The following is a 20,286-nucleotide window of genomic DNA, read 5'->3' as shown; positions in this document are numbered from 1 at the left end:
AAAAAACAACAAAAAGCATAAAAAATACTAGGGTATATGTCTAAATTTTGATAGGATATTTCTCTTAATTTTCGGATTGATTTATTTTAGGATTTTTAGCAAATGATTCCCAAAAACATGACATACAAAGTAGCTATTTTAGCCCTTTCTGCCTTACTTATCGCTTGTTCATCTAACAACAAGCAACCCACCAGAATAAAAGCTAATGTTAGTAACACAGAAATGCAAAAATTAGGGGCAAAATACAATGGGAGAATTTATACACCGGAAGTCTTTACTACAGTTTCCAGAGTAGATAACAACAGCACGATCGTGAATCCCAAAAACTTTATCTACCAATTAAATAACGTACGTCACTATTCTAGCGGTATTACTAATCGCTTTGCTAGCAATTACAGCAAAATTCAACAATGGGTCAATGCTGGTGCCAAAGTCAGTGATTTGGCAAGATACGGTATTTATCCACAAGTCATGGCAGGGGCAGATAATTATCAAAATGTATTAATGACCGGTTATTACTCCCCGGTTATTCATGCTCGTCGAACACCACAGGGTAGATATACTCAACCAATTTATGCTATGCCTAGCCAAAAACGTTTCACTCGAGCTCAAATTTATGCGGGAGCATTAGCGGGTAAAGGCTTAGAATTAGCTTATAGTGATTCGATGTTAGATAATTTTTTACTCGGGGTGCAAGGCAGTGGCTATGTAGATTTCGGTGATGGTCGCTTAACTTACTTAGCTTATGCCGGTCAAAATGGCTTTCAATACACTTCCGTAGGACGTTTATTAGTGGAGGATGGCGAAATTCCAAAGGAAAAAATGTCCGTCCAAGCTATTCGTGAATGGGGACAACGTAATCCATCTCGCATACAAGGCTTGTTAGAGCGTAATCAGTCTTATGTATTCTTTAAAAATGATCCCACCGGTCAAGTCAAAGGCTCTGCCGGTGTGCCATTAGTTCCTATGGCATCGGTCGCGTCCGATCGTCGAATTGTGCCATCTGGCACTGTCTTATTAATCGAGGTACCTCAAATTGATAATAACGGTAACTGGACTGGACAGCATCAATTACATCTTATGGTCGCCTTAGATGTAGGTGGAGCAGTGAAAGGTCAGCATTTTGATTTGTATCGTGGCATCGGCGATCAAGCCGGGCATATTTCTGGTTTATCAAAACATTATGGACGCGTTTGGGTACTACGTTAATCAGAACGTTAATCCAAACCTAATGTAAATATGACAGAACGAATTGATAATTTTGAGCAACGCTTCGGTGGTATCGGACGATTATATACTCCAGCGGGTCTGGCTCGCTTGAGACAAGCCCATATTTGTGTTATCGGCATTGGTGGCGTAGGTTCTTGGGCTGTGGAAGCCCTTGCTCGTTCCGGTATTGGGAAAATTACCATGATTGATATGGACGATATTTGCGTAACCAATATCAATCGCCAAATTCACGCCCTAACAGGTAATGTGGGTAAGCTCAAAACCGAAGTCATGGCTGAACGTATTGGATTAATCAATCCTGAATGTCATGTACAAATTATTGATGACTTTCTTTCTAACGAAAATTTAGCTAACTATATCACAGCTGACTATGATTATGTGATCGATGCAATTGATAGTGTAAAAACTAAATCAGCCTTAATTGCCTATTGCAAACGTAATAAAATCAAAATGATAACTATAGGTGGAGCTGGCGGACAAACCGATCCGACACAAATTCAAATTACGGATTTAAGTAAAACCATCCAAGATCCACTGTTATCTAAAGTCCGCTCTACGCTACGCAGAGAGTACCATTTTAGCCAAAATCCTAAACGGAAATTTGGTATCGATGCGGTTTTCTCTACCCAACCTTTAATTTTTCCACAAATGACAGAAAATTGTGAAATTTCTGCAAGTATGAATTGTGCCAATGGCTTTGGTGCAGCGATGATGATCACCGCTACGTTCGGATTTTTTGCTGTTTCGCGAGTAATTGATAAATTACTTAAAGCATAGTTATCCTAACATAAAACTTATTTTATCATAAAAAAAAAGATAGCTTTTTTCCTAAAATAGGCGTAATCTATCCGCACTTTTTACATTTCAAGTAAGGAAAAAATAATGTCTAAATTAACTAAAACAGCTATTGCTAGTGCTATTTTAGCCACTGCTTTTGCCGCACAAGCGGATATTGTGACTTCAGTCAAACCCTTAGGTTTTATTGCCTCCTCTATTGCCGATGGTGTGCTTGATACTCAAATTATTGTACCCGCAGGTGCCTCACCACATGATTACAATTTAAAACCAACCGATGTACAAAAAATTAAATCCGCAGATTTAGTCTTATGGATCGGCAAAGATGTGGATAGTTTTTTAACAAAAACTATCGCTCAAGCAGATCAGAAAAAATTGATTACGATTGCTGAAATTGATGGTGTTACTGCCTTATTAGAAAAATCAGAACATCACCATCATCATGATGACGGCGACGATGATGATGATCACAACCATGATCACGACGACCACGATCATGACCATGAACACGAAGGACATCACCATGAAGTGGATGAAAACGGTTTGACTGTCAACTGGCATGTATGGTATTCACCACAGATTAGCCAGTTAGTGGCAAATCAGCTAGCTCAAAAATTAACCGAACAATTTCCAGCTAAAAAGGATCTGATTACCGAAAATTTAGCGAATTTTAACCGCACTTTACAAGAAAAAAATACTCAAATTACGGAACAATTAAATGCCTTTAATGACAAAGGGTTCTACGTATTCCACGACGCTTATGGTTATTTTAATAATGCTTATGGTTTAAAACAAACTGGAGCATTTACCATTAATCCATTAGTTGCACCGGGAGCAAAAACCATTGCGAAAATTAAAGAAGAAATTGAAGAACACAAAGTAAATTGCTTATTCGCCGAACCACAATTCACCCCAAAAGTGATCGATACTTTAGCGAAAAGCACCGGTGTTAAAGTAGGTCGTTTAGATCCGATGGGCGACAGTATTAAATTAGGCAAAAATGCTTACAGTCAATTCTTGCAATTTACTGCAGACAGTTATACAAGCTGCTTAAAATAATTTCATTACAAATAAAATCGAAAAAGTGCGGTGAAAACAACCGCACTTTTTTGTTTAATGCTATAATCTCACCATTCCCAATCTGTTTAGAGAATATCCATGAAACAACTTTTTGCTACCACAGGACGTGGTTTTGAAGAATTACTAAAAGTCGAACTTACCGATCTTGGTGCAACTGAATGTCAAGTGGCACAAGGTGGTGTGCATTTTATGGCGGGCGATGAAACCCAATACAAAGTGTTGTTATGGTCACGTCTAGCCTCTCGAGTATTATTACCATTAGTACAAAGTAAAATTTACAGTGATTTAGATCTCTATTCCACCGTATTATCGCAAGACTGGCTATCGCATTTTGATGAAAGATCCCGATTTTTAGTGGATTTTAACGGCACAAACCAAGAAATTCGCCACACACAATTCGGTGCAATGCGAGTTAAAGACGGTATTGTGGATTATTTTGAGCGACAAGGTCGGAGTCGTCCTGATGTGGATAAAGACAACCCTGATATTCGGATTCATGCCTATTTAAATCGTGAGAATTTTATTCTCTCGCTCGATTTAAGCGGAGATGCCTTACATTTACGTGGCTATCGAGAAGAAACAGGTGTGGCTCCATTACGTGAAACTTTAGCCGCTGCCATCGTATTACGTTCAGGCTGGAAAGTGGGAACACCCTTGGTGGATCCAATGTGTGGCTCAGGCACCTTGTTAATCGAAGCGGCTCAAATGGAAGCAAAAATTGCACCACAGTTACACCGTATGCACTGGGGGTTTGATTTCTGGAAAGGGCATAATCAATCAGTATGGGAAAAAGTGAAAGCAGAAGCCGTTGAATTAGCTGAAATAGAATTTAACAAAAATCCCCAACCGTATTTTTATGGCTTTGATTTAGATCATAGGGTGATCCAGAAGGCTCTACGCAACGCTCAAAATGCAGGGGTGGCTCATTTAATTCGGTTTAAACAAGCGGATATATCAGCTTTGAAAAATCCCCTAGAAAATGACGAAAAAGGTACTCTGATTTGTAATCCGCCGTATGGGGAGCGTTTAGGTACTACACCTGCATTAATCGCCTTGTATTCCGTGTTCGGACAACGCTTAAAACAACAATTTGGCGGTTGGAATGCCTCTATTTTTAGTTCAGAACAAGGGTTGTTAGATTGTTTACGCTTACGTTCACATCGTCAATTTAAGGCAAAAAATGGTCCATTAGATTGTGTGCAAAAAAATTATCAAATTTCTGACCGCAGTTTAACTGAACCAGAACAAAATGCCGAACAAAATATGCTGAAAAGTGCGGTGCAAAATCTTGAATTTTCGATTAACCTTAATGTCGCAGTAGATTTTGCCAATCGCTTACAAAAAAATATCAAAAAAATTGAAAAATGGGCGAATCAACAGGGATTACAAGCCTATCGCTTATATGATGCAGATTTACCCGATTATAATCTCGCCGTAGATCGTTATGCGGATCACATTGTGGTGCAAGAATACGCTCCACCAAAAAATATTGATGAAAATAAATCTCGCCAACGTTTACTTGATGCAGTAACGGCAACCCTTGCAGTCACAGGTATTGAAACCAATAAATTGATTCTAAAAGTTCGCCAAAAACAAAAAGGCAAAAATCAATATGAGAAATTAGCCAACAAAGGCGAGTATTTTTATGTAGAAGAATACGGTGCAAAATTGTGGGTTAATCTGACCGATTATTTGGATACAGGATTATTTTTGGATCACCGTTTAACGCGTAAAATGCTAGGCGAAATGACAAAAGGCAAAGATTTCTTAAATTTATTTGCTTATACAGGCTCTGCAACTATTCATGCGGCATTAGGCGGTGCCAAGTCCACCACCACCGTAGATATGTCAAATACTTATTTAAATTGGGCAGAACAGAACTTAATTTTAAATGATTTGGACGGTAAACAGCACCATTTAATTCAAGCGGATTGTTTGCAATGGTTGGAAAAATGCGATCGCCAATTTGATCTGATTTTTGTCGATCCGCCCACATTTTCCAATTCAAAACGCATGGAAGACAGTTGGGACGTACAACGTGATCATATTAAATTAATGGGAAATCTTAAACGGATTTTACGCCCAAATGGCACCATCGTATTTTCTAATAATAAACGTGGTTTTAAAATGGATGTTGAGAGTTTAGCGGAACTAGGACTAAGTGCGGTGGAAATTTCAAACAAAACCTTACCGCTGGATTTTGAACGCAATAAACAGATTCATAATTGTTGGGTATTGAGTGTCGTGTAATCCCCCGTCTGAACCGCCTGAGCGTTTTGGTATTTTTAGCTAAATTTTGCATGTCTGAGCGAAGCGAGTTCAAAATTTAGCGTTAAGAAAATACCAAATAAGCGAAGAAAAGCGGTGAAGTCGGGGCGTGTTTTCTTTTGCCTACTTTTCTTTGCACGAGCAAAGAAAAGTATGGTCGCCATCGGCGAAATACGATCGAAAAGTAAAGACTACGCTGCTACCATAACCATAGCAGGACGAATCACCCGACTATTCAATAAATATCCTTTTTGTAACACTACAGTAATTTGATTGGTTTCGAATCCTTCTGTCGGTTGCATAGAAATGGCTTGATGCAATTCTGGATTAAAGGTTTCGCCCACTTCACCCACTGGTTCAATACCAAAACGAGCTACCGTGGCTAATAAATCTTTTAACGTGAGTTCTACACCGTCAAATAAGCCTTTAACACATTCATCTTCTTTATTCGCTGGTGTGGTTAATGCACGTTCAAGGTTATCAATAGTGTTTAAAATTTCTTTTGAGAATTTTTCTAAGGCAAATTTATGGGCTTTTTCCACATCCTGTTCCGCACGACGGCGGATATTTTCCATTTCTGCTCTAGCTCGTAACAAACTTTCTTGCTCTTTTTGTGCCGCATCAACCAGTTGCTGTTCTAATTCTTGTACACGTAAAATAGCTTCTTCTAACACATCCGTTTCTTCATTTGGAGCATCATTCTCTGCTTCCACGGTCGCCTCAACAGATTCTGTTTGTTCTTGCACGGTTTCTGCTAAAATTTCTTCTGTTGGCTGTTTTTCTTGTTCTGTCATCACGTACTCCATTAAAAAATATTATAAAATATGAACGATTGTGCATTGTAACAAAGGAATCATCAAATGTTAATCTTTGCTCCAAGTCATTTTCAATGTAATATAAAGGCGTTTTTTTAAAATTCAAGTCGTCACTATAATGGAATTTATCAATAATAATATTAATCCGCTGCATAAAACCTTTAAAACCATTGCATTAGTTGGTCGTCCACGTAATGATATGACACTGCAAATGCATAAAAATATTTATTCATGGCTACAAGAGAAAGGTTATAGCGTATTAGTGGAAAGTGAAGTAGGGCAAGCATTAGCACTTCCAACGGAACAGATTGCATCCCTCGAACAAATCGGTAAACAAGCCCAACTGGCTATTGTCATTGGTGGGGATGGCAATATGCTCGGACGTGCCCGAATATTATCCAAGTATGATATTTTATTAATTGGCATCAACCGTGGCAATTTAGGCTTTTTAACCGATATTGATCCGAAAAATGCCTATGCGCAATTACAAGCCTGTTTGAACGGTGAATTTTTTGTGGAAGAACGCTTTTTATTAGATGTTAATATTGAGCATAATGGTGTGGTAATAAACAATGGAAATGCCATTAATGAAGCGGTTATTCATCCTGCTAAAATTGCTCATATGATTGATTTTCATGTGTATATTGATGATAAATTTGCTTTTTCACAACGATCAGACGGCTTAATTATTGCCACCCCAACCGGTTCAACCGCCTACTCACTTTCTGCTGGTGGACCGATTCTGACACCAAATTTAAATGCTATCACGCTAGTATCTATGTATCCACATACCCTATCATCGCGCCCCTTAGTTATTGATGGTGATAGTAAAATTTCGCTCCGTTTTGCGGATTATAATACACCACAGTTAGAAGTGAGTTGTGATAGCCAATTAGCTTTAAACCTAACCAGTGATGATATTGTTACAGTACAAAAAAGCCCTTATAAACTACGTTTACTACACTTGCGTAATTATAACTATTACAATGTGTTAAGCTCAAAATTAGGCTGGCTTAAAAAACTCTTCTAAAAACTGTAAAAAAATCCTTTACTGTATATTTATTATGAATTATACTGCATTCCATACAGTAAAGAGGGTTTTTTATGCTTACACAACTCACCATTAATAATTTTGCCATTGTTCGTCATTTAGATATTGAGATTGCTCAAGGTATGTCAGTGATTACTGGCGAAACGGGTGCGGGTAAATCCATTGCGATTGATGCATTAGGCATTTGTCTAGGGCAACGTACCGAGCTTTCCATGTTACGGGCGGGACAAGAACGTGCTGATGTGTGTGCAACCTTTCATATTGAACTACAAAGTCCAGCTTCCGTTTGGCTAAAACAGCAGGAATTAGAAGACCAAGATAATCCCGAAAGCTGTATTTTACGCCGTATCATCAATCAAGATGGACGTTCTAAAGCCTTTATTAACAGTACGCCAGTTTCTGTGGCACAATTAAAAGAATTGGGGGCATATTTGATTCATATTAATGGACAACATGCCTCACAATTATTATTAAAACCTGACTTCCAATTACAAACCTTAGATACCTTTTGTTCACACGCCGCATTACTGGCTCAAATGAAAACGGATTACCAACAATGGAAATCGTTGCAACGACAAGTAGAAGAATTTAAACAAAAATGTGCTGAAAATGAAGCGAGAAAACAATTACTACAATATCAAGTAGATGAATTAGATGAATTTAATCTGCAAGAAGATGAATTTATTCAACTTGAAGAAGATCATAAACGGCTTTCTAATAGCGAACAACTCACTTCACTCGCACAGTCTTTGCTAGGTATTTTAAGCGAAAATGATACGGTGAGTGCCGATAGCCTGCTTTATCGAGCCACCCAATATGTTGATGAATTGGCAGAACTCGATCCGCGCTATACGGAAATTCAAACGATGCTGCAAGACGCATTAATTCAAGTACAAGAAGCGAGCAGTGAAGTACAACACCTTGCTTCCGACATTGAGCAAGATCCTTATTTATTAGAAGAAATTGAACAACGCATGAGTCAAGCCATTCATTTAGCCAAGAAACATTATATTTCGCCGGAAAACTTAGTAGAATTTCACCGCAGTTTGAAAATGGAACTTGAACAACTGATCGATTATTCTGAAAGTGAAGATGAATTAATTAAACAAGAAAAGCAGGCCTTTACTCAAATGCAAGCTAGCGCAATGGCATTACATCATAGCCGTGAAACTGGAGCAGCAAAATTAGCCGAACAAGTAACTCAATCCATTAAACAATTAGCCATGGAAAATGCCCAATTCTTTATTAGATTAAATACAGATTACAGTAAAGTCAGTGCCAACGGAGCGGATAATGTGCAATTTGATTTACAAAGTAACTTAGGGCAATCTGCACAATCTTTGGCAAAAACCGCATCTGGTGGAGAACTATCTCGTATAGCCTTGGCAATTCAGGTATTAACGTCTGATAAAAGTGCTATTCCAACCCTGATTTTTGATGAAATTGATGTGGGAATTAGTGGTGCCACAGCTAGTGTAGTAGGTAAACTGTTACGTCGATTAGGCAGCCAATGTCAAGTATTATGTGTAACTCACTTAGCGCAAGTCGCAAGTTATGGCAATCATCATTTTGTAGTCGAGAAATTTACCGTAGATGAAAAAACCGAAACCAAAATGACCGCACTTTCTGCTCAACAACGGGTAAAAGCCTTAGCAAAATTACTCGGTGGTCGCAAAATTACCGATACGGCGTTAGCAAATGCACAGGAAATGTTGGATTTGGCGAGTTAAGGGTTGCATAAACTAGGGTAAATAGCTTGCTAACATACCCTGCACTGGCGTACGGGATTAACATAGTTTCGTTACTCCGTAACTTTCAATATAGTTTAAGATGCGGAGCATCGTGATTTACCTAGCCCTGTACGCGAGTGCAGGGTATAAAAAAACCTCGTACGAATGTACGAGGTTAGTGATTAAATCAGTTAATTAAAAACGATAACCAACACCCAAGAAGTAAACGATTGGATCTAGTCTTACATCTTGAGAATGTTCAACTCCACCTAATTTGAATGTCGCTTTAGTTTTAATTTTTGCATAATCAATAGATGCATTGACAAAGAAATTATCGGTGACGTTAATATCCACACCGGCATTTACCGCTACACCCCATGAATCTTTTAATTTAAGATCGGTAACGCCGGCTAATTTTTCTTGTTCATCAAAGAAAGTAGTATAGTTCACGCCAGCCCCCACATAAGGGCGTGCAACAGATTCTTTGCTACCAAAATAGTATTGAAGGAACAAGCTAGGTGGTAAATGTTTAGTTTTACCCACTAATGTATTACCTAATGTAATTTTATGACTAAATGGTGTCGCAGCAAGTAATTCAACACCGATATTATCAGTAATTAAATAAGTCGCTGTTAAACCTAATTGTGCATTAGTATTAACATCTAAATTTAATGCAGCATTTTGATCATTTGCTGTATTTTTCACGTTAGTTGGTGATACCGCTACACCACCAGCACGAATTAAAATATCGCCAGCTTGATGAGCCATCACCACACCGCTTAATAATGCAGTGGCTAAACCAATTGCTAATGCTGATTTTTTCATATTGATCTCCTTGATTATTTATTAGGGATTTTATCCCCCATATATACTATACCCATAAAAAAAATACGTGTTTTACCACGAGAGAAATATACTCTTTTTGAACTGGAAAAACTGTGATCCAGATCATAAAACTGAAAGATTGTTAAAAATTTTTTATTGTTTATTATCTATTTGTTAATTTTTTAATCTAACAAGCTATCTTGATGTAAATCAATTTCTAACTTTTTTATGCTTTTATATCTAAAATCGGTATAATTACGTTCAAGATTACTAATCTATTAAAAGGAAAAACAATGCCGATTAATTTTACCCAGCTATTTAAGGACAGCTGGCATTTTTTGCAAAATGAACGAAAATTTGCTTTTGCATTTGTGATAATTTTTGTGTTAGTTTCCGCTGGTTTTGGACTGCTACAACAAGCCATCTTTCCCGTACTAGAAAATATGGAGCCTCTTAACGAGCAACAACAAATGGATGTGTTATTGCAACAGAGTAGTGATTTGACTTTTTTATGGTTCACCTTAGCAAAAGGTTTAGCCACGTTATTTATTGTGTATTGGGGAACCATGACGGTACATCAAATTAGTCAATGTCAATCTCAAGGGTTTGCTCAAACTGCAGTAATGACGTTTAACCGTTTACTCGGTATTATTTTACTCAATATATTGTGCTTTCTGCCGTTTTTTATTGGTGTGATCGGTACGATTGCTGGTGCGTTAAGTCAATCGTCACTTTCCTTTATCAGCCTTTTTTTAATGATATCGGGGATTTTTATTTTAATTCGCCTTTGCTTATCACCGGTTCGCTATTTACTGACCAACGAATCCGTAAAAAGTGCGCTGCAAAATAGTTTAATTTCAGCCAAAGGACGGACTTCGGCACTCTTTTTCTATTGTACCATTAGCTATTTATTTTTTCCGCTTGTCGGTTTTCAACTTGCTGTACTGGCTCAAAATTTACTCCTGACTATAGTGGCTTTGGTGATCATATCCTTGATTAATGTTTTTTCCATTGTGTTTACCTATCGTTTTTATACAGTATTCAATCAGCAGGCATAATATGAAACAACTTTTAGAATTTATTCCTCTTATTTTATTCTTCGCTGTCTATAAATTAGCCGGTGTACGAGAAGCTGCCATCACATTGGTCATTGCTACCATTTTACAAATGGTTATTTTAAAATGGAAATATGGCAAAATTGAAAAACAACAAATTGTAATGGGATGTGCTGTCGTGGTATTTGGTTTGCTTACCGCTTATTTTAATGAAATAAAATATTTACAATGGAAAGTCACCATTGTTTATGCACTATTTGCCATTATCTTGTTAGTAGGACAATTTGGCTTTAAAATACCCCTTATCCAAAAATTATTAGGCAAAGAAATAACATTACCCCATGCAGTCTGGAATAATCTTAACTTAGCTTGGGCCATCTTTTTTATCCTTTGCATGTTGGTTAATATTTATATTAGCCAAGCCTTTTCCGAAGAAGTGTGGGTAGAATTTAAATCTTTCGGTATTTTAGCCATGACATTTGTAGCCACTATCGGCACAGGTCTTTATATATACCGTTATTTACCAAAAGACAAGGAGTGATAAATGAGCTGTAGCATAACTGAACAAGAAGAAAATAGACAATCACAAGGATCCTTATTATTAAGAACCCTGGCTATGCCTTCAGATACCAATGCGAATGGTGATATTTTCGGCGGTTGGATTATGTCGCAAATGGATATTGGAGGTGCTATTTTAGCCAAAGAAATTGCCAAAAGTCCGGTAGTAACGGTTTGCGTCGATAAAATGAGCTTTTTACGTCCTATCGCAGTGGGTGATGTGGTTTGTTGTTATGGAAAATTAGTCAACGTGGGACGCACGTCATTGCAAGTCAAAGTAGAAGTCTGGATCAAAAAAGTGTATCAAGGTTTACGTGATCGCTATTGTGTCACCGAAGCATTATTCACCTATGTTGCCATTGATAAAAACGGCAAACCAACGGCAATACCAAAAGAAGATAATCCCGAATTAGATCAAGCTCTTGCTCTAATCAAACAATCCTAATAACCAAGGAGTTTTATATGGAATATTATGTTATTTTTGCTCAAGATAATCCGAATATGTTAGAAACCCGTTTATCTGTTCGTGCACAACATTTAGCGCGTTTAGAACAACTTAAAAATGAAAATCGTCTATTCACCGCTGGTCCAAATCCAACCGTTGATGGAACGGGTGTCACCGGTTCAACTGTTATTGCACAATTTGCTTCGTTTGAACAAGCCCAACAATGGGCGAGTGAAGATCCCTATGTGGATGCTGGTGTTTATAGTGATGTCATTGTTAAGCCATTTAAAAAAGTATTTTAATTCATTAAATGCGTTTATTTGTCGCAGAGAAACCAAGCCTTGCGCGTGCCATAGCGGATATATTACCCAAGCCACATCAACGTGGTGAGGGGTTTATTCGCTGTGGTGAAAATGATTGTGTCACTTGGTGTGTCGGTCACTTACTTGAGCAAGCAGAACCTGACGCTTACAACCCAAATTTTAAACAATGGCGTTTGGAACATTTACCTATCGTACCTGAAAAATGGCAATTAATTCCACGTAAAGCAGTAGCTAAACAACTAAAAACTGTCGAAAAACTCATTCATCAAGCCGATATTCTGATTAACGCCGGTGACCCCGATCGCGAAGGGCAATTATTAGTAGATGAAGTGTTTAATTATGCGAATCTTCCTGCTGACAAATATTCTCAAATTCAACGTTGTTTAATCAGCGATCTGAACCCAAGTGCGGTGGAAAAAGCCGTAAATAAATTACAACCTAACACCCATTTTATTCCGCTCGCCACATCTGCATTAGCAAGAGCCAGAGCTGATTGGCTGTATGGCATTAATATGACCCGTGCTTATACCATTCGTGGGCGACAAGCAGGTTATAATGGTGTACTTTCAGTCGGGCGAGTACAAACGCCCGTGTTAGGCTTAATTGTTCGTCGTGATTTAGAAATTGAACATTTTCAACCCAAAGATTTTTTTGAAGTATTAGCTTATATTGCGAATGATGAAAAAACCGAGCCTTTTTTCACCGCACTTTGGCAGCCGAGTAAGGCTTGCGAAGATTATCAAGACGATGACGGTCGAGTACTTTCAAAAGGGCTAGCAGAAAATGTGGTCAAACGGATTCATCAACAACCAGCTGAAGTCGCAGCCTACGAAGATAAGCGAGAAAAAGAAACGGCTCCTCTCCCTTATTCCCTTTCGGCATTGCAAATTGATGCGGCAAAACGCTTTGCTATGTCGGCCCAAGAAGTACTTGATACTTGTCAAGATTTATATGAAAAGCACAAAATTATTACTTATCCACGCTCCGATTGCCGTTACTTACCTAATGAGCATTTTGCTGAACGCCATAAAGTCATACAAGCTATTTCTACCCATTGTGCAGATTATCAAACCTTGCCTAGTGCGGTTAACTTGGCGCAAAAAAATCGTTGTTGGAATGATAAAAAAGTAGAAGCCCACCATGCGATTATTCCGACTGCAAAAAATCACCCTGTTAGCTTGAATCGCAGAGAACAGCAAATTTATCAGCTTATTGCTCGTCAATATTTCATGCAATTTTGCCCTGATGCGGAATATCGTAAAAGTAAAATTACCTTAACTATTGTCGGAGGTACATTTATCGCCCAAGCTCGTAACTTACAGATTGCCGGTTGGAAAGAATTAATCGGAAAAGAAGATGATGATGAACAATTAGCCCCGCCTTTGCCCGTGGTCAAAAAAGGACAACTGCTATTTTGTCATCACGGCGAAATTGTCAGCAAAAAAACTCAACCCCCTAAGCCTTTCACTGACGCAACTTTGCTTTCTGCTATGACAGGTATTGCTCGTTTTGTGCAAAATAAGGAATTAAAAAAAATTCTACGTGAAACAGATGGTCTAGGCACTGAAGCTACAAGAGCAGGCATTATTGAATTATTGTTTAAACGCGGTTTCTTAGTGAAAAAAGGCAAAAATATTCATAGTACAGAAACCGGCAGAATTTTAATTCAAGCCCTACCAGACATCGCAACACAACCAGATATGACTGCGCAATGGGAATCACAATTAACCAGTATAAGTAAAAAAGAAGTTAGTTATCAACATTTTATGTGGCAACTCACACAAATGCTACCTGATTTAGTGCATTATGTTAATTTTTCGGCGTTACGTCAGATAAATAAGGTTGCCAACAATACAACAGCAAAACCTAAGTTTAATAAACGCAGAACAAAAGATCAAAGTGCGGTAATTTCCGATTAGATTTTCAGCGACTAAATAAAAACCCCTTGATTAAACACTAAATATTCGGTAATATCCGCATGTTTTTTAGAAAATAAATTTATCGCAGAGAAGATATTACAATGTATAACGCATTATTATTTATTTACCTTATTGTGTCCATCATTATGATCGGACTTATCCTTATTCAACAAGGGAAAGGTGCCGACGCGGGAGCGTCATTTGGTGGTGGTGCATCAGGTACAGTATTCGGTTCTGCTGGTTCAAGTAACTTTTTATCTCGTTCAACGGCTGTTTTAGCCATTATTTTCTTTGCATCAAGTATTATTCTTGGTAATTTGAATGCTCACCATGATAAAGTAAAAGAGGGTAAATTTGATGATTTATCCCAAGCTGCTCAACAGTTGGAACAACAAAAAGCAGTTACTCCGGCATTAGAAGAAAATAAAAACGCAGATATTCCACAAAACTAAAATAAAACCCTATTAAATGCGCGCTGGTGGTGGAATTGGTAGACACGCTATCTTGAGGGGGTAGTGCTTCACGGCGTGCGGGTTCAAGTCCCGCTCAGCGCACCAAGTCTCTTAACGTAGCCTTTCGTAACCACTCGGAAGGCTTTGTTTTTTCTAGTAAAATCAGACTTTAATGTGTTTTTGCTTATCGTAACCGCTCGTAATTAATCGTAATATATCGTATATTTTAGCAGTAGAAATAGCAGTATAACTTCAACAATACGCCATACTGCTAAAAATCCATACTGCTAAAATCTCGGAGGACTAGATATGGCAAGGCTTGTAACCCCTTTAACAAATACTCAAGTTGAACGATCTAAGGTTAAAAATAAGGATTATTTATTGCGTGATGGTAACGGTTTAATGTTGCAAGTTCGGAAGAATGGCAATAAATCATGGCTCTTTGATTATCACCGTCCGATCAGCAAAAAACGAAATACGTTATCACTTGGCGAATATCCGTCAGTATCACTTGCTCAAGCTCGTTTTTTTCGTGAGGAATATCGCACTTTACTTGCTCAAGGTATTGACCCACAAATACACCGTAATCAACAGAAAGCGGATATAACAGCCCAAATGGAGAACAGTTTTTTATCAGTTGCCAATAAGTGGAAAGAGAAAAAAGCAAAAGAAATTGAGCCATTGACCTTGCAAAAAAATTGGCGGCGATTAGAAATTTATGTGTTTCCTTTTTTGGCTAATATGCCCGTTGCAGACATTTTGCCAAATCTCGTCATTAAATCCCTTGAACCATTAAACCAACAGAACAAAGGCGACACATTAAAACGTGTCATACGCTTGATTAATGAGATTTTGACGTATGCCGTCAATAGTGGCTTGTTGCCATTTAATCCTTGCTTAAATGTGAATGAAGTTTTTAATTTCGGTCAAAGTGAAAGCCATCCCACAATTAGACCAGAGGAACTGCCAACCCTACTTTTTAAAATCCATAACTCAAAACTGACGCTATTTACTCGGTGCTTGATTAAATTCCAACTTTTAACAATGGTTCGCCCATCTGAGGCAAGTAATGCTGAATGGTCTGAAATTGATTTTAATCAAAAATTATGGACTATTCCGGCTAAAAGAATGAAAAGACGTAATGAGCATATTGTCCCGCTATCAACTCAAGCAATAGAAATTTTAAACGTAATGCAACAATTCAACGGTAACAAGCAATATGTTTTTCAAAGTGCCAGAAATCCACATAAGCCAATGAACAGCCAAACGGTGAATAAAGCTCTGATTGATTTAGGTTACAAAAACAAATTAGACGGCCACGGCTTGCGCTCTATTGCTAGCACCTACTTAAACGAATATGAGCCGTTTATCTCGCCTGATGTCATTGAGGCTTGTTTATCTCATGGGATTAAAGATAGGGTAAGACGTGCGTACAATCGTTCAAATTATTTAGAACAAAGAAAACCCGTGATGCAATTATGGAGTGAATACATAGAAAAATGCACTCCAAAAATATAAAATGTGCGTTGTGTTTTGTGCTGTGTGTTTTTTGTTTTGCTATAAGGTGTTCACTATTCACCAAAATCTAATTTTAATTTAAAATCAATATGTTATAGTGTGAACACCTGTTTTAAGTGTTCACCTTTTTTTCATAAAGGTGTTCACTTTTTTCATAAAAAAAGGGCATTTCGCCCTATTTTTACTTACTATTTCGCCTTTATGGTTTTATAAACTCATTAAAGAACGTTTCAAAATCACGATAAAAAACGTTGGTTTTCACTCCATCTTTTGTTTTCTTTTTTTGAAATTCGTGTTTGTTCCCGTGTTGCTTTAATCCTTGTCTAAGTGAGTTTGAAAAATTATTTAGTGATAATCCGTGATTGATATTTAATGCATCTATAAAAACGCAATAAGCTGGATATAGATGCGTTTTTTCACCCCCTAATTTTCTGTTATTGCCTATGAATAACCCGTTAATCATCTCTCTAGTTTCGAAATATTGGCAAAATTGAGTAATGTGATCTGACTCTATTTTAACCTCTAACGCCTCTTTACTGTCTTTTTGAGCATCTAATAATTTTTTCGCCTCGTCTGGATCTTTGAAGGTGTCTAGTAATTTGCGAACAATACCGCCAAATTCCGATAAAAGTTTATCGGTTAATTTTTCATCTCTGTGTTCAGGTGGAACAGATTTATCAAACTTGAAAATAACCCTGCGTCGATCTACTCCGTCTGCTCGTTCAGTGAACATAGTCGGCTCATTATTCACAATCAAAACAATCGCTTTAATTATTGCATCAAATTTAGTTTGATATTTTTGGTCAATGCTCAACATATCACCGCCTGAAATACCTTTTAGTCCTCCACCATTACCGCCATATTTTGATTGTTCAGGTAGAATAATCAGCCGTTTATTAAAAAATGGCGCCCGATCCCTTGCGGTATCTAAATCAAATAAACAACCTGATGCGGTGTTTTGCTTACCTGCTAACATTGTAGCAATATTAGCAAAAATAGATTTGCCTGATCCGCCTACGCCGTTAATTTCAAAAAATACCTGCCAGTCGTAACGATTGGTTAAAATCGCATAAAGTGCGGCTAAAATATTCTTTGATTTCTCAGCGTTTCCCTCTGATACAAAATCAAGCCATTTATCAAAATTCGGCGTTGCTACGGCGTTATTTTGATAATCATAGGGAATTATATTAGTTAAATATAAATCTCTTGTATGTGGCTTAAATTCGCCCGTAGTGCGGTTTAAAATGCCATTATTAAACGCAATAAATTCTATCGACTGATCCGAATTTCGCATTAATGGAATCTGAATTTTTAAGGTTTCTATCAGACTGTTTACTGACCGCTCACTATAACCTTGATTGTTCAGCTCAAAAAACTCTACCACTTTGTGCTTAATATCAATATCATCTACGGTGTTCCATATTTTGCCGTCATAACGGTATAGGCTATGATTTTCTCTATGAAGTGCCATATCCCAATTTAACCAGCCGTAAAATGATTTAGACTTTTCGCTTGTGCGGTCATTTTCACGAATAGAATGATCTGCCTTTTTGCTTGCATCTTTTGCAATCGTTTTCGCTAAATCCTGCTCGCTTTCTTGGGTGCGTAGGCGTTCAATATATCCGCTTAGGTTTTCTTCTTTCTCCATTGTCACCCCGTTATACAAGCCAACGGCTAAACCGTTCACTTTGTTGTTGGTGGCAAGGTTTAAACAAATAGCAGTTTTCTGCTCCTGTGTGAGTTCGCCACATTGGAAGATTTTTATAGCTCTCTGATCAGGGTTACAAATCCTTGTGCGGTCTAGGTTTGTAAGCTGTTTTACATCTAAAATAACTGGGTTCTGATCATAGGGGTGAACTTTCTCATTTTTCGAATGGAAATAATCCATTTTCAAGCCGTCCACTAGAATACGCCACATAGTGCCTTTACCTTTGCCCCATGTTCCCCATGCGTCACTACCTGCTAAAATGATTAAATCACTGAATAGCTGATTATTCCACGGCTCTTTTAAATGCGGTGCGTTAGTGAATTTTGTCATTGCTTGCCCCTTGTTCTTGGTTAATTTCGGCTATACGTTGCTCTGTTATTCTTTGAAGATAAATCACTTCAAAAAGTAAACTTTTTAAAGTAACAGCACGGTGTAAAATTGCCTTAACATCTTCGCTTGACAAGTTTTCTACGGATAATTCATTAGCAACTTGACTACTATCAACTAAAACCTTTGTAATGACTGCCAGCTCATGCCGTAAATCATCTAATACTTCTTCATTCTCGGAAGTTTTTATCTGGTGGCAAAATATCAGCATAAATCCTGAAAATGTAGGATATAGCACTTCATTTTTACCTGTTTTATCGTTTTTTAATCCTTGCTCTAAACTAAGATCAGCAATTCTTCTTATTTTATCTTGGTTAATTTCCATAAGTCCCCCTAGGCTTTATCTTTAATAACTTTCGCAATATGGACCGCTTTATAAATGCGGTCTGCCAGTGCGTTAATTTGTCGTTTAATTGCATTATCTAGGTTGTCGAACGTGCCTAGATTGTAGGTTTTGCCGTTGTTGTCGTAACCTGTGACGCTGTAATAAATCATTATTGTTCCCCCTGTAGTCGTTTGCTTGGTCCTGCGTGCGGTTGTTTTACTGTTTTGTCTGTTGGTGGTGGATTATTCGCAATTTCCGCTTCGTTGACGGCTTTTCGCAATAAATCTACATAATTGTTAAGGTCATTAATAGAACGCTGTATTAAGTCGCCTACGCCAGTTAAACTATCAGCTAATTCACTCGGATCTATCGAACAGCTATAATCTATTTTCGTAAGCAGATGAATCAGCGATAACGGTTGAAAAAGTGTGTTGATTCGGATCTCCAGAGTGTCGATTAGTTCGAATGAGTTACGCATTTTTGCCCCCTTGTTGTGGTTTTAGTCCTTTGGTAAGTTCGTTTTTAATTGCTTTGAGTGCGTCCGCTGTACCTGTTAAGTGTCCGCTGTGAATGTAATCTTTAGCAAAATTTAAATAAAATTCTGCTCTCGCTACCGCTTTTGCTAACTGCTCAAAAGTCGGCTGATATTCAGGCTTGAATGTTTTGATTTTGGCTTTACGCATAGCTCACCCCCATTAATGAAAACGGTTGAGAATAGCGAATAGGATTTAACGCACTGGTTAAAGTGTTGGATTGTTTCATTTGATTGTTCTCTTTGGTGTTAGTTAGTAATGTACCGCCTTGAGTTAGGTGCGGTAAGGGTTCAACTACTGCCAAAGAACAGCCCCCCTTATTCGTGCGAATAATCGCCTTATTTCGGGGTGTAATCCTTACCGCAAATACGATACATTCGGGGCGGTGTTCGCCTGTTGAATGGTGAATTTGAGATAAAAAAATAGCACTTAAATAACGGTCGTGCTTTCCGTCTTTGGTTGTAGTGATTCCAATACTACCCCCATTTTCACGACTACGCAATAGCTCTACGAAAATTTTACGCATAAATCACCCCCTTAATGTTGGATAAAGTGCGGTGTAAATGGTGTGAGTTTTTGACGTTCCAGCATTGCAACAAGCAATAATCTTTAGCGATTTTTGCCCGTGCTGTGCTTTCGCTGTCGGCTTGAATAACAATTCTTGCTTTTGGCAAGCGTTGAACAGATAGGCTTGTGTTGCCTAAGTTTTGGCGGTGTATGCCTAGGAATAAGTAAATCATTGCTGATAACTCCACAAGTAAAAGTTTTGTAGAAATTACCGCTTGAAAGTTCTCAGGCTTTGGGCGGTAACGTGTAACAGGCTGAGAAACTGCGACTTGTGGAACACAGCAAAGGGCTAAACCTTTCCCATTACACGCCACCATTGAAAGAAAATTGCTAGGCTCAAATTTGAGCGTACCAACTTCATTTGATAAAGTGCTAACCCGCTCAAAATTGAGCCGGTTGCTTTCTTCGGGTGTGCGTATGCTACGAACAAAAAAAGCACGGTGATAAATTGGCGTGCTGTCGTTCGCCACAAGTAAAACGTTCGAGTTCTCAGGCTCGGCACTAGATTTTGCTAGTGCGTGAAAACTATCGCAAATTTCACCGCACTTTGTCAAGAAAATGTATTGTGAATTGTTTTCATCTTTGATATTATAAATATGATTTAATTTCATATTAAATCTAGCATAGACTTTGATTTTAGGCATATTATTAAAGTTCTCTATGTGATTGAAATAGATTATCCTGCTTTGTAGCCCCCATTTA

The 20,286-nt window shown here is 37.9% G+C and carries 22 protein-coding genes and 1 tRNA gene; 14 read left to right on the top strand and 9 right to left on the bottom strand.

Annotated elements, in window-relative coordinates:
• Positions 1-102 precede the first annotated feature (102 nt).
• The 4 genes from mltA to rlmKL all read left to right on the top strand — a co-directional run bounded on the left by mltA (position 103) and on the right by rlmKL (position 5,355).
• The gene (gene mltA, locus O1Q79_RS02180) at positions 103-1,209 is read left to right on the top strand and encodes a murein transglycosylase A (RefSeq protein WP_386692748.1); all 1,107 of its coding nucleotides are present in this window, start codon (positions 103-105) and stop codon (positions 1,207-1,209) included.
• 30 nt (positions 1,210-1,239) lie between these two features.
• Entirely contained in the window at positions 1,240-2,007 is a 768-nt protein-coding gene (tcdA, locus tag O1Q79_RS02175; protein WP_386692746.1) for a tRNA cyclic N6-threonylcarbamoyladenosine(37) synthase TcdA, read from the top strand.
• 105 nt (positions 2,008-2,112) lie between these two features.
• Positions 2,113-3,084: a zinc ABC transporter substrate-binding protein ZnuA gene (znuA, locus tag O1Q79_RS02170; RefSeq protein WP_386692744.1), complete on the top strand. Its 972-nt coding sequence runs from the start codon at positions 2,113-2,115 to the stop codon at positions 3,082-3,084.
• A gap of 99 nt (positions 3,085-3,183) precedes the next feature.
• Entirely contained in the window at positions 3,184-5,355 is a 2,172-nt protein-coding gene (gene rlmKL / locus O1Q79_RS02165) for a bifunctional 23S rRNA (guanine(2069)-N(7))-methyltransferase RlmK/23S rRNA (guanine(2445)-N(2))-methyltransferase RlmL (RefSeq protein WP_386692743.1), read from the top strand.
• A 209-nt stretch (positions 5,356-5,564) separates the two neighbouring features.
• Here the strand turns inward: rlmKL and grpE are convergent, their stop codons facing one another.
• Positions 5,565-6,167, bottom strand: coding sequence for a nucleotide exchange factor GrpE (gene grpE, locus O1Q79_RS02160; RefSeq protein WP_386692742.1), 603 nt, complete (start codon positions 6,165-6,167; stop codon positions 5,565-5,567).
• Between the two features lie 139 nt (positions 6,168-6,306).
• On the opposite strand from grpE, the gene O1Q79_RS02155 reads away from it, so the two are divergent.
• Together O1Q79_RS02155 and recN are read left to right on the top strand one after the other, a co-directional pair.
• Positions 6,307-7,218, top strand: coding sequence for an NAD(+) kinase (locus tag O1Q79_RS02155; RefSeq protein ID WP_386692741.1), 912 nt, complete (start codon positions 6,307-6,309; stop codon positions 7,216-7,218).
• Positions 7,219-7,292: 74 nt separating this feature from the next.
• Positions 7,293-8,969, top strand: coding sequence for a DNA repair protein RecN (gene recN, locus O1Q79_RS02150; protein ID WP_386692740.1), 1,677 nt, complete (start codon positions 7,293-7,295; stop codon positions 8,967-8,969).
• Between the two features lie 195 nt (positions 8,970-9,164).
• On the opposite strand, the gene O1Q79_RS02145 is transcribed toward recN, so the two are convergent.
• Positions 9,165-9,794 carry an OmpW family outer membrane protein gene (locus O1Q79_RS02145; RefSeq protein WP_386692739.1) on the bottom strand — a complete coding sequence of 210 codons (630 nt, stop codon included), beginning with the start codon at positions 9,792-9,794 and terminating at the stop codon, positions 9,165-9,167.
• Positions 9,795-10,087: 293 nt separating this feature from the next.
• Here O1Q79_RS02145 and O1Q79_RS02140 point away from each other — a divergent pair, with 293 nt between their 5' ends.
• From O1Q79_RS02140 to O1Q79_RS02105, 8 genes are all read left to right on the top strand, one after another.
• Positions 10,088-10,852 (top strand): hypothetical protein, encoded by a 765-nt coding sequence (locus O1Q79_RS02140; protein ID WP_386692738.1) that lies wholly within the window; start codon positions 10,088-10,090, stop codon positions 10,850-10,852.
• Between the two features lies 1 nt (position 10,853).
• Positions 10,854-11,390, top strand: coding sequence for a septation protein A (locus tag O1Q79_RS02135; RefSeq protein WP_132300961.1), 537 nt, complete (start codon positions 10,854-10,856; stop codon positions 11,388-11,390).
• A gap of 3 nt (positions 11,391-11,393) precedes the next feature.
• A complete protein-coding gene (yciA, locus tag O1Q79_RS02130; protein ID WP_132300959.1) occupies positions 11,394-11,852 on the top strand; it encodes an acyl-CoA thioester hydrolase YciA in 459 nt (152 codons plus the stop codon).
• A gap of 17 nt (positions 11,853-11,869) precedes the next feature.
• On the top strand, positions 11,870-12,154 hold the full coding sequence (locus O1Q79_RS02125) for a YciI family protein (protein ID WP_386692737.1): 285 nt from the start codon (positions 11,870-11,872) through the stop codon (positions 12,152-12,154).
• Between the two features lie 8 nt (positions 12,155-12,162).
• Positions 12,163-14,094: a DNA topoisomerase III gene (locus tag O1Q79_RS02120; RefSeq protein ID WP_132300955.1), complete on the top strand. Its 1,932-nt coding sequence runs from the start codon at positions 12,163-12,165 to the stop codon at positions 14,092-14,094.
• A gap of 101 nt (positions 14,095-14,195) precedes the next feature.
• A complete protein-coding gene (gene secG, locus O1Q79_RS02115) occupies positions 14,196-14,546 on the top strand; it encodes a preprotein translocase subunit SecG (RefSeq protein ID WP_132300953.1) in 351 nt (116 codons plus the stop codon).
• Between the two features lie 20 nt (positions 14,547-14,566).
• Positions 14,567-14,651: transfer RNA gene (locus O1Q79_RS02110), tRNA-Leu, on the top strand.
• A 204-nt stretch (positions 14,652-14,855) separates the two neighbouring features.
• Positions 14,856-16,064 (top strand): tyrosine-type recombinase/integrase, encoded by a 1,209-nt coding sequence (locus O1Q79_RS02105; RefSeq protein ID WP_386692736.1) that lies wholly within the window; start codon positions 14,856-14,858, stop codon positions 16,062-16,064.
• Positions 16,065-16,263: 199 nt separating this feature from the next.
• Here O1Q79_RS02105 and O1Q79_RS02100 read toward each other — a convergent pair whose 3' ends face one another.
• Genes O1Q79_RS02100 through O1Q79_RS02070 form a run of 7 tightly spaced genes read right to left on the bottom strand, consistent with a single transcriptional unit; the run spans position 16,264 to position 20,228 of the window.
• The gene (locus O1Q79_RS02100; protein WP_386692735.1) at positions 16,264-18,102 is read right to left on the bottom strand and encodes a phage/plasmid primase, P4 family; all 1,839 of its coding nucleotides are present in this window, start codon (positions 18,100-18,102) and stop codon (positions 16,264-16,266) included.
• A complete protein-coding gene (locus tag O1Q79_RS02095) occupies positions 18,086-18,484 on the bottom strand; it encodes a hypothetical protein (RefSeq protein WP_386692734.1) in 399 nt (132 codons plus the stop codon). Before O1Q79_RS02095 ends, O1Q79_RS02100 begins: the two co-directional genes overlap by 17 nt.
• An 8-nt stretch (positions 18,485-18,492) precedes the next feature.
• A complete protein-coding gene (locus tag O1Q79_RS02090; protein WP_386686065.1) occupies positions 18,493-18,654 on the bottom strand; it encodes a hypothetical protein in 162 nt (53 codons plus the stop codon).
• Positions 18,654-18,962: a hypothetical protein gene (locus O1Q79_RS02085; protein WP_386692733.1), complete on the bottom strand. Its 309-nt coding sequence runs from the start codon at positions 18,960-18,962 to the stop codon at positions 18,654-18,656. Before O1Q79_RS02085 ends, O1Q79_RS02090 begins: the two co-directional genes overlap by 1 nt.
• On the bottom strand, positions 18,955-19,167 hold the full coding sequence (locus O1Q79_RS02080) for a hypothetical protein (protein WP_386692732.1): 213 nt from the start codon (positions 19,165-19,167) through the stop codon (positions 18,955-18,957). The genes O1Q79_RS02085 and O1Q79_RS02080 overlap by 8 nt, the downstream gene beginning before the upstream one ends.
• Positions 19,160-19,543 carry a hypothetical protein gene (locus O1Q79_RS02075; RefSeq protein ID WP_386692731.1) on the bottom strand — a complete coding sequence of 128 codons (384 nt, stop codon included), beginning with the start codon at positions 19,541-19,543 and terminating at the stop codon, positions 19,160-19,162. The genes O1Q79_RS02080 and O1Q79_RS02075 overlap by 8 nt, the downstream gene beginning before the upstream one ends.
• Entirely contained in the window at positions 19,536-20,228 is a 693-nt protein-coding gene (locus tag O1Q79_RS02070) for an ash family protein (protein WP_386692730.1), read from the bottom strand. Before O1Q79_RS02070 ends, O1Q79_RS02075 begins: the two co-directional genes overlap by 8 nt.
• Positions 20,229-20,286: the final 58 nt, after the last annotated feature.

Origin of the sequence: Lonepinella sp. MS14434, assembly GCF_042468235.1 — a bacterium.
Classification (GTDB): domain Bacteria; phylum Pseudomonadota; class Gammaproteobacteria; order Enterobacterales; family Pasteurellaceae; genus Lonepinella.
This window is presented reverse-complemented; position numbering and strand designations above follow the sequence as displayed.

Bases quoted from the DNA above. Each gene is read 5' to 3' on its own strand.
- mltA (WP_386692748.1), top strand. From the start codon at position 103: ATGATTCCCAAAAACATGACATACAAAGTAGCTATTTTAGCCCTTTCT.
- tcdA (WP_386692746.1), top strand. From the start codon at position 1,240: ATGACAGAACGAATTGATAATTTTGAGCAACGCTTCGGTGGTATCGGA.
- znuA (WP_386692744.1), top strand. From the start codon at position 2,113: ATGTCTAAATTAACTAAAACAGCTATTGCTAGTGCTATTTTAGCCACT.
- rlmKL (WP_386692743.1), top strand. From the start codon at position 3,184: ATGAAACAACTTTTTGCTACCACAGGACGTGGTTTTGAAGAATTACTA.
- grpE (WP_386692742.1), bottom strand. From the start codon at position 6,167: ATGACAGAACAAGAAAAACAGCCAACAGAAGAAATTTTAGCAGAAACC.
- O1Q79_RS02155 (WP_386692741.1), top strand. From the start codon at position 6,307: ATGGAATTTATCAATAATAATATTAATCCGCTGCATAAAACCTTTAAA.
- recN (WP_386692740.1), top strand. From the start codon at position 7,293: ATGCTTACACAACTCACCATTAATAATTTTGCCATTGTTCGTCATTTA.
- O1Q79_RS02145 (WP_386692739.1), bottom strand. From the start codon at position 9,794: ATGAAAAAATCAGCATTAGCAATTGGTTTAGCCACTGCATTATTAAGC.
- O1Q79_RS02140 (WP_386692738.1), top strand. From the start codon at position 10,088: ATGCCGATTAATTTTACCCAGCTATTTAAGGACAGCTGGCATTTTTTG.
- O1Q79_RS02135 (WP_132300961.1), top strand. From the start codon at position 10,854: ATGAAACAACTTTTAGAATTTATTCCTCTTATTTTATTCTTCGCTGTC.
- yciA (WP_132300959.1), top strand. From the start codon at position 11,394: ATGAGCTGTAGCATAACTGAACAAGAAGAAAATAGACAATCACAAGGA.
- O1Q79_RS02125 (WP_386692737.1), top strand. From the start codon at position 11,870: ATGGAATATTATGTTATTTTTGCTCAAGATAATCCGAATATGTTAGAA.
- O1Q79_RS02120 (WP_132300955.1), top strand. From the start codon at position 12,163: ATGCGTTTATTTGTCGCAGAGAAACCAAGCCTTGCGCGTGCCATAGCG.
- secG (WP_132300953.1), top strand. From the start codon at position 14,196: ATGTATAACGCATTATTATTTATTTACCTTATTGTGTCCATCATTATG.
- O1Q79_RS02105 (WP_386692736.1), top strand. From the start codon at position 14,856: ATGGCAAGGCTTGTAACCCCTTTAACAAATACTCAAGTTGAACGATCT.
- O1Q79_RS02100 (WP_386692735.1), bottom strand. From the start codon at position 18,102: ATGACAAAATTCACTAACGCACCGCATTTAAAAGAGCCGTGGAATAAT.
- O1Q79_RS02095 (WP_386692734.1), bottom strand. From the start codon at position 18,484: ATGGAAATTAACCAAGATAAAATAAGAAGAATTGCTGATCTTAGTTTA.
- O1Q79_RS02090 (WP_386686065.1), bottom strand. From the start codon at position 18,654: ATGATTTATTACAGCGTCACAGGTTACGACAACAACGGCAAAACCTAC.
- O1Q79_RS02085 (WP_386692733.1), bottom strand. From the start codon at position 18,962: ATGCGTAACTCATTCGAACTAATCGACACTCTGGAGATCCGAATCAAC.
- O1Q79_RS02080 (WP_386692732.1), bottom strand. From the start codon at position 19,167: ATGCGTAAAGCCAAAATCAAAACATTCAAGCCTGAATATCAGCCGACT.
- O1Q79_RS02075 (WP_386692731.1), bottom strand. From the start codon at position 19,543: ATGCGTAAAATTTTCGTAGAGCTATTGCGTAGTCGTGAAAATGGGGGT.
- O1Q79_RS02070 (WP_386692730.1), bottom strand. From the start codon at position 20,228: ATGCCTAAAATCAAAGTCTATGCTAGATTTAATATGAAATTAAATCAT.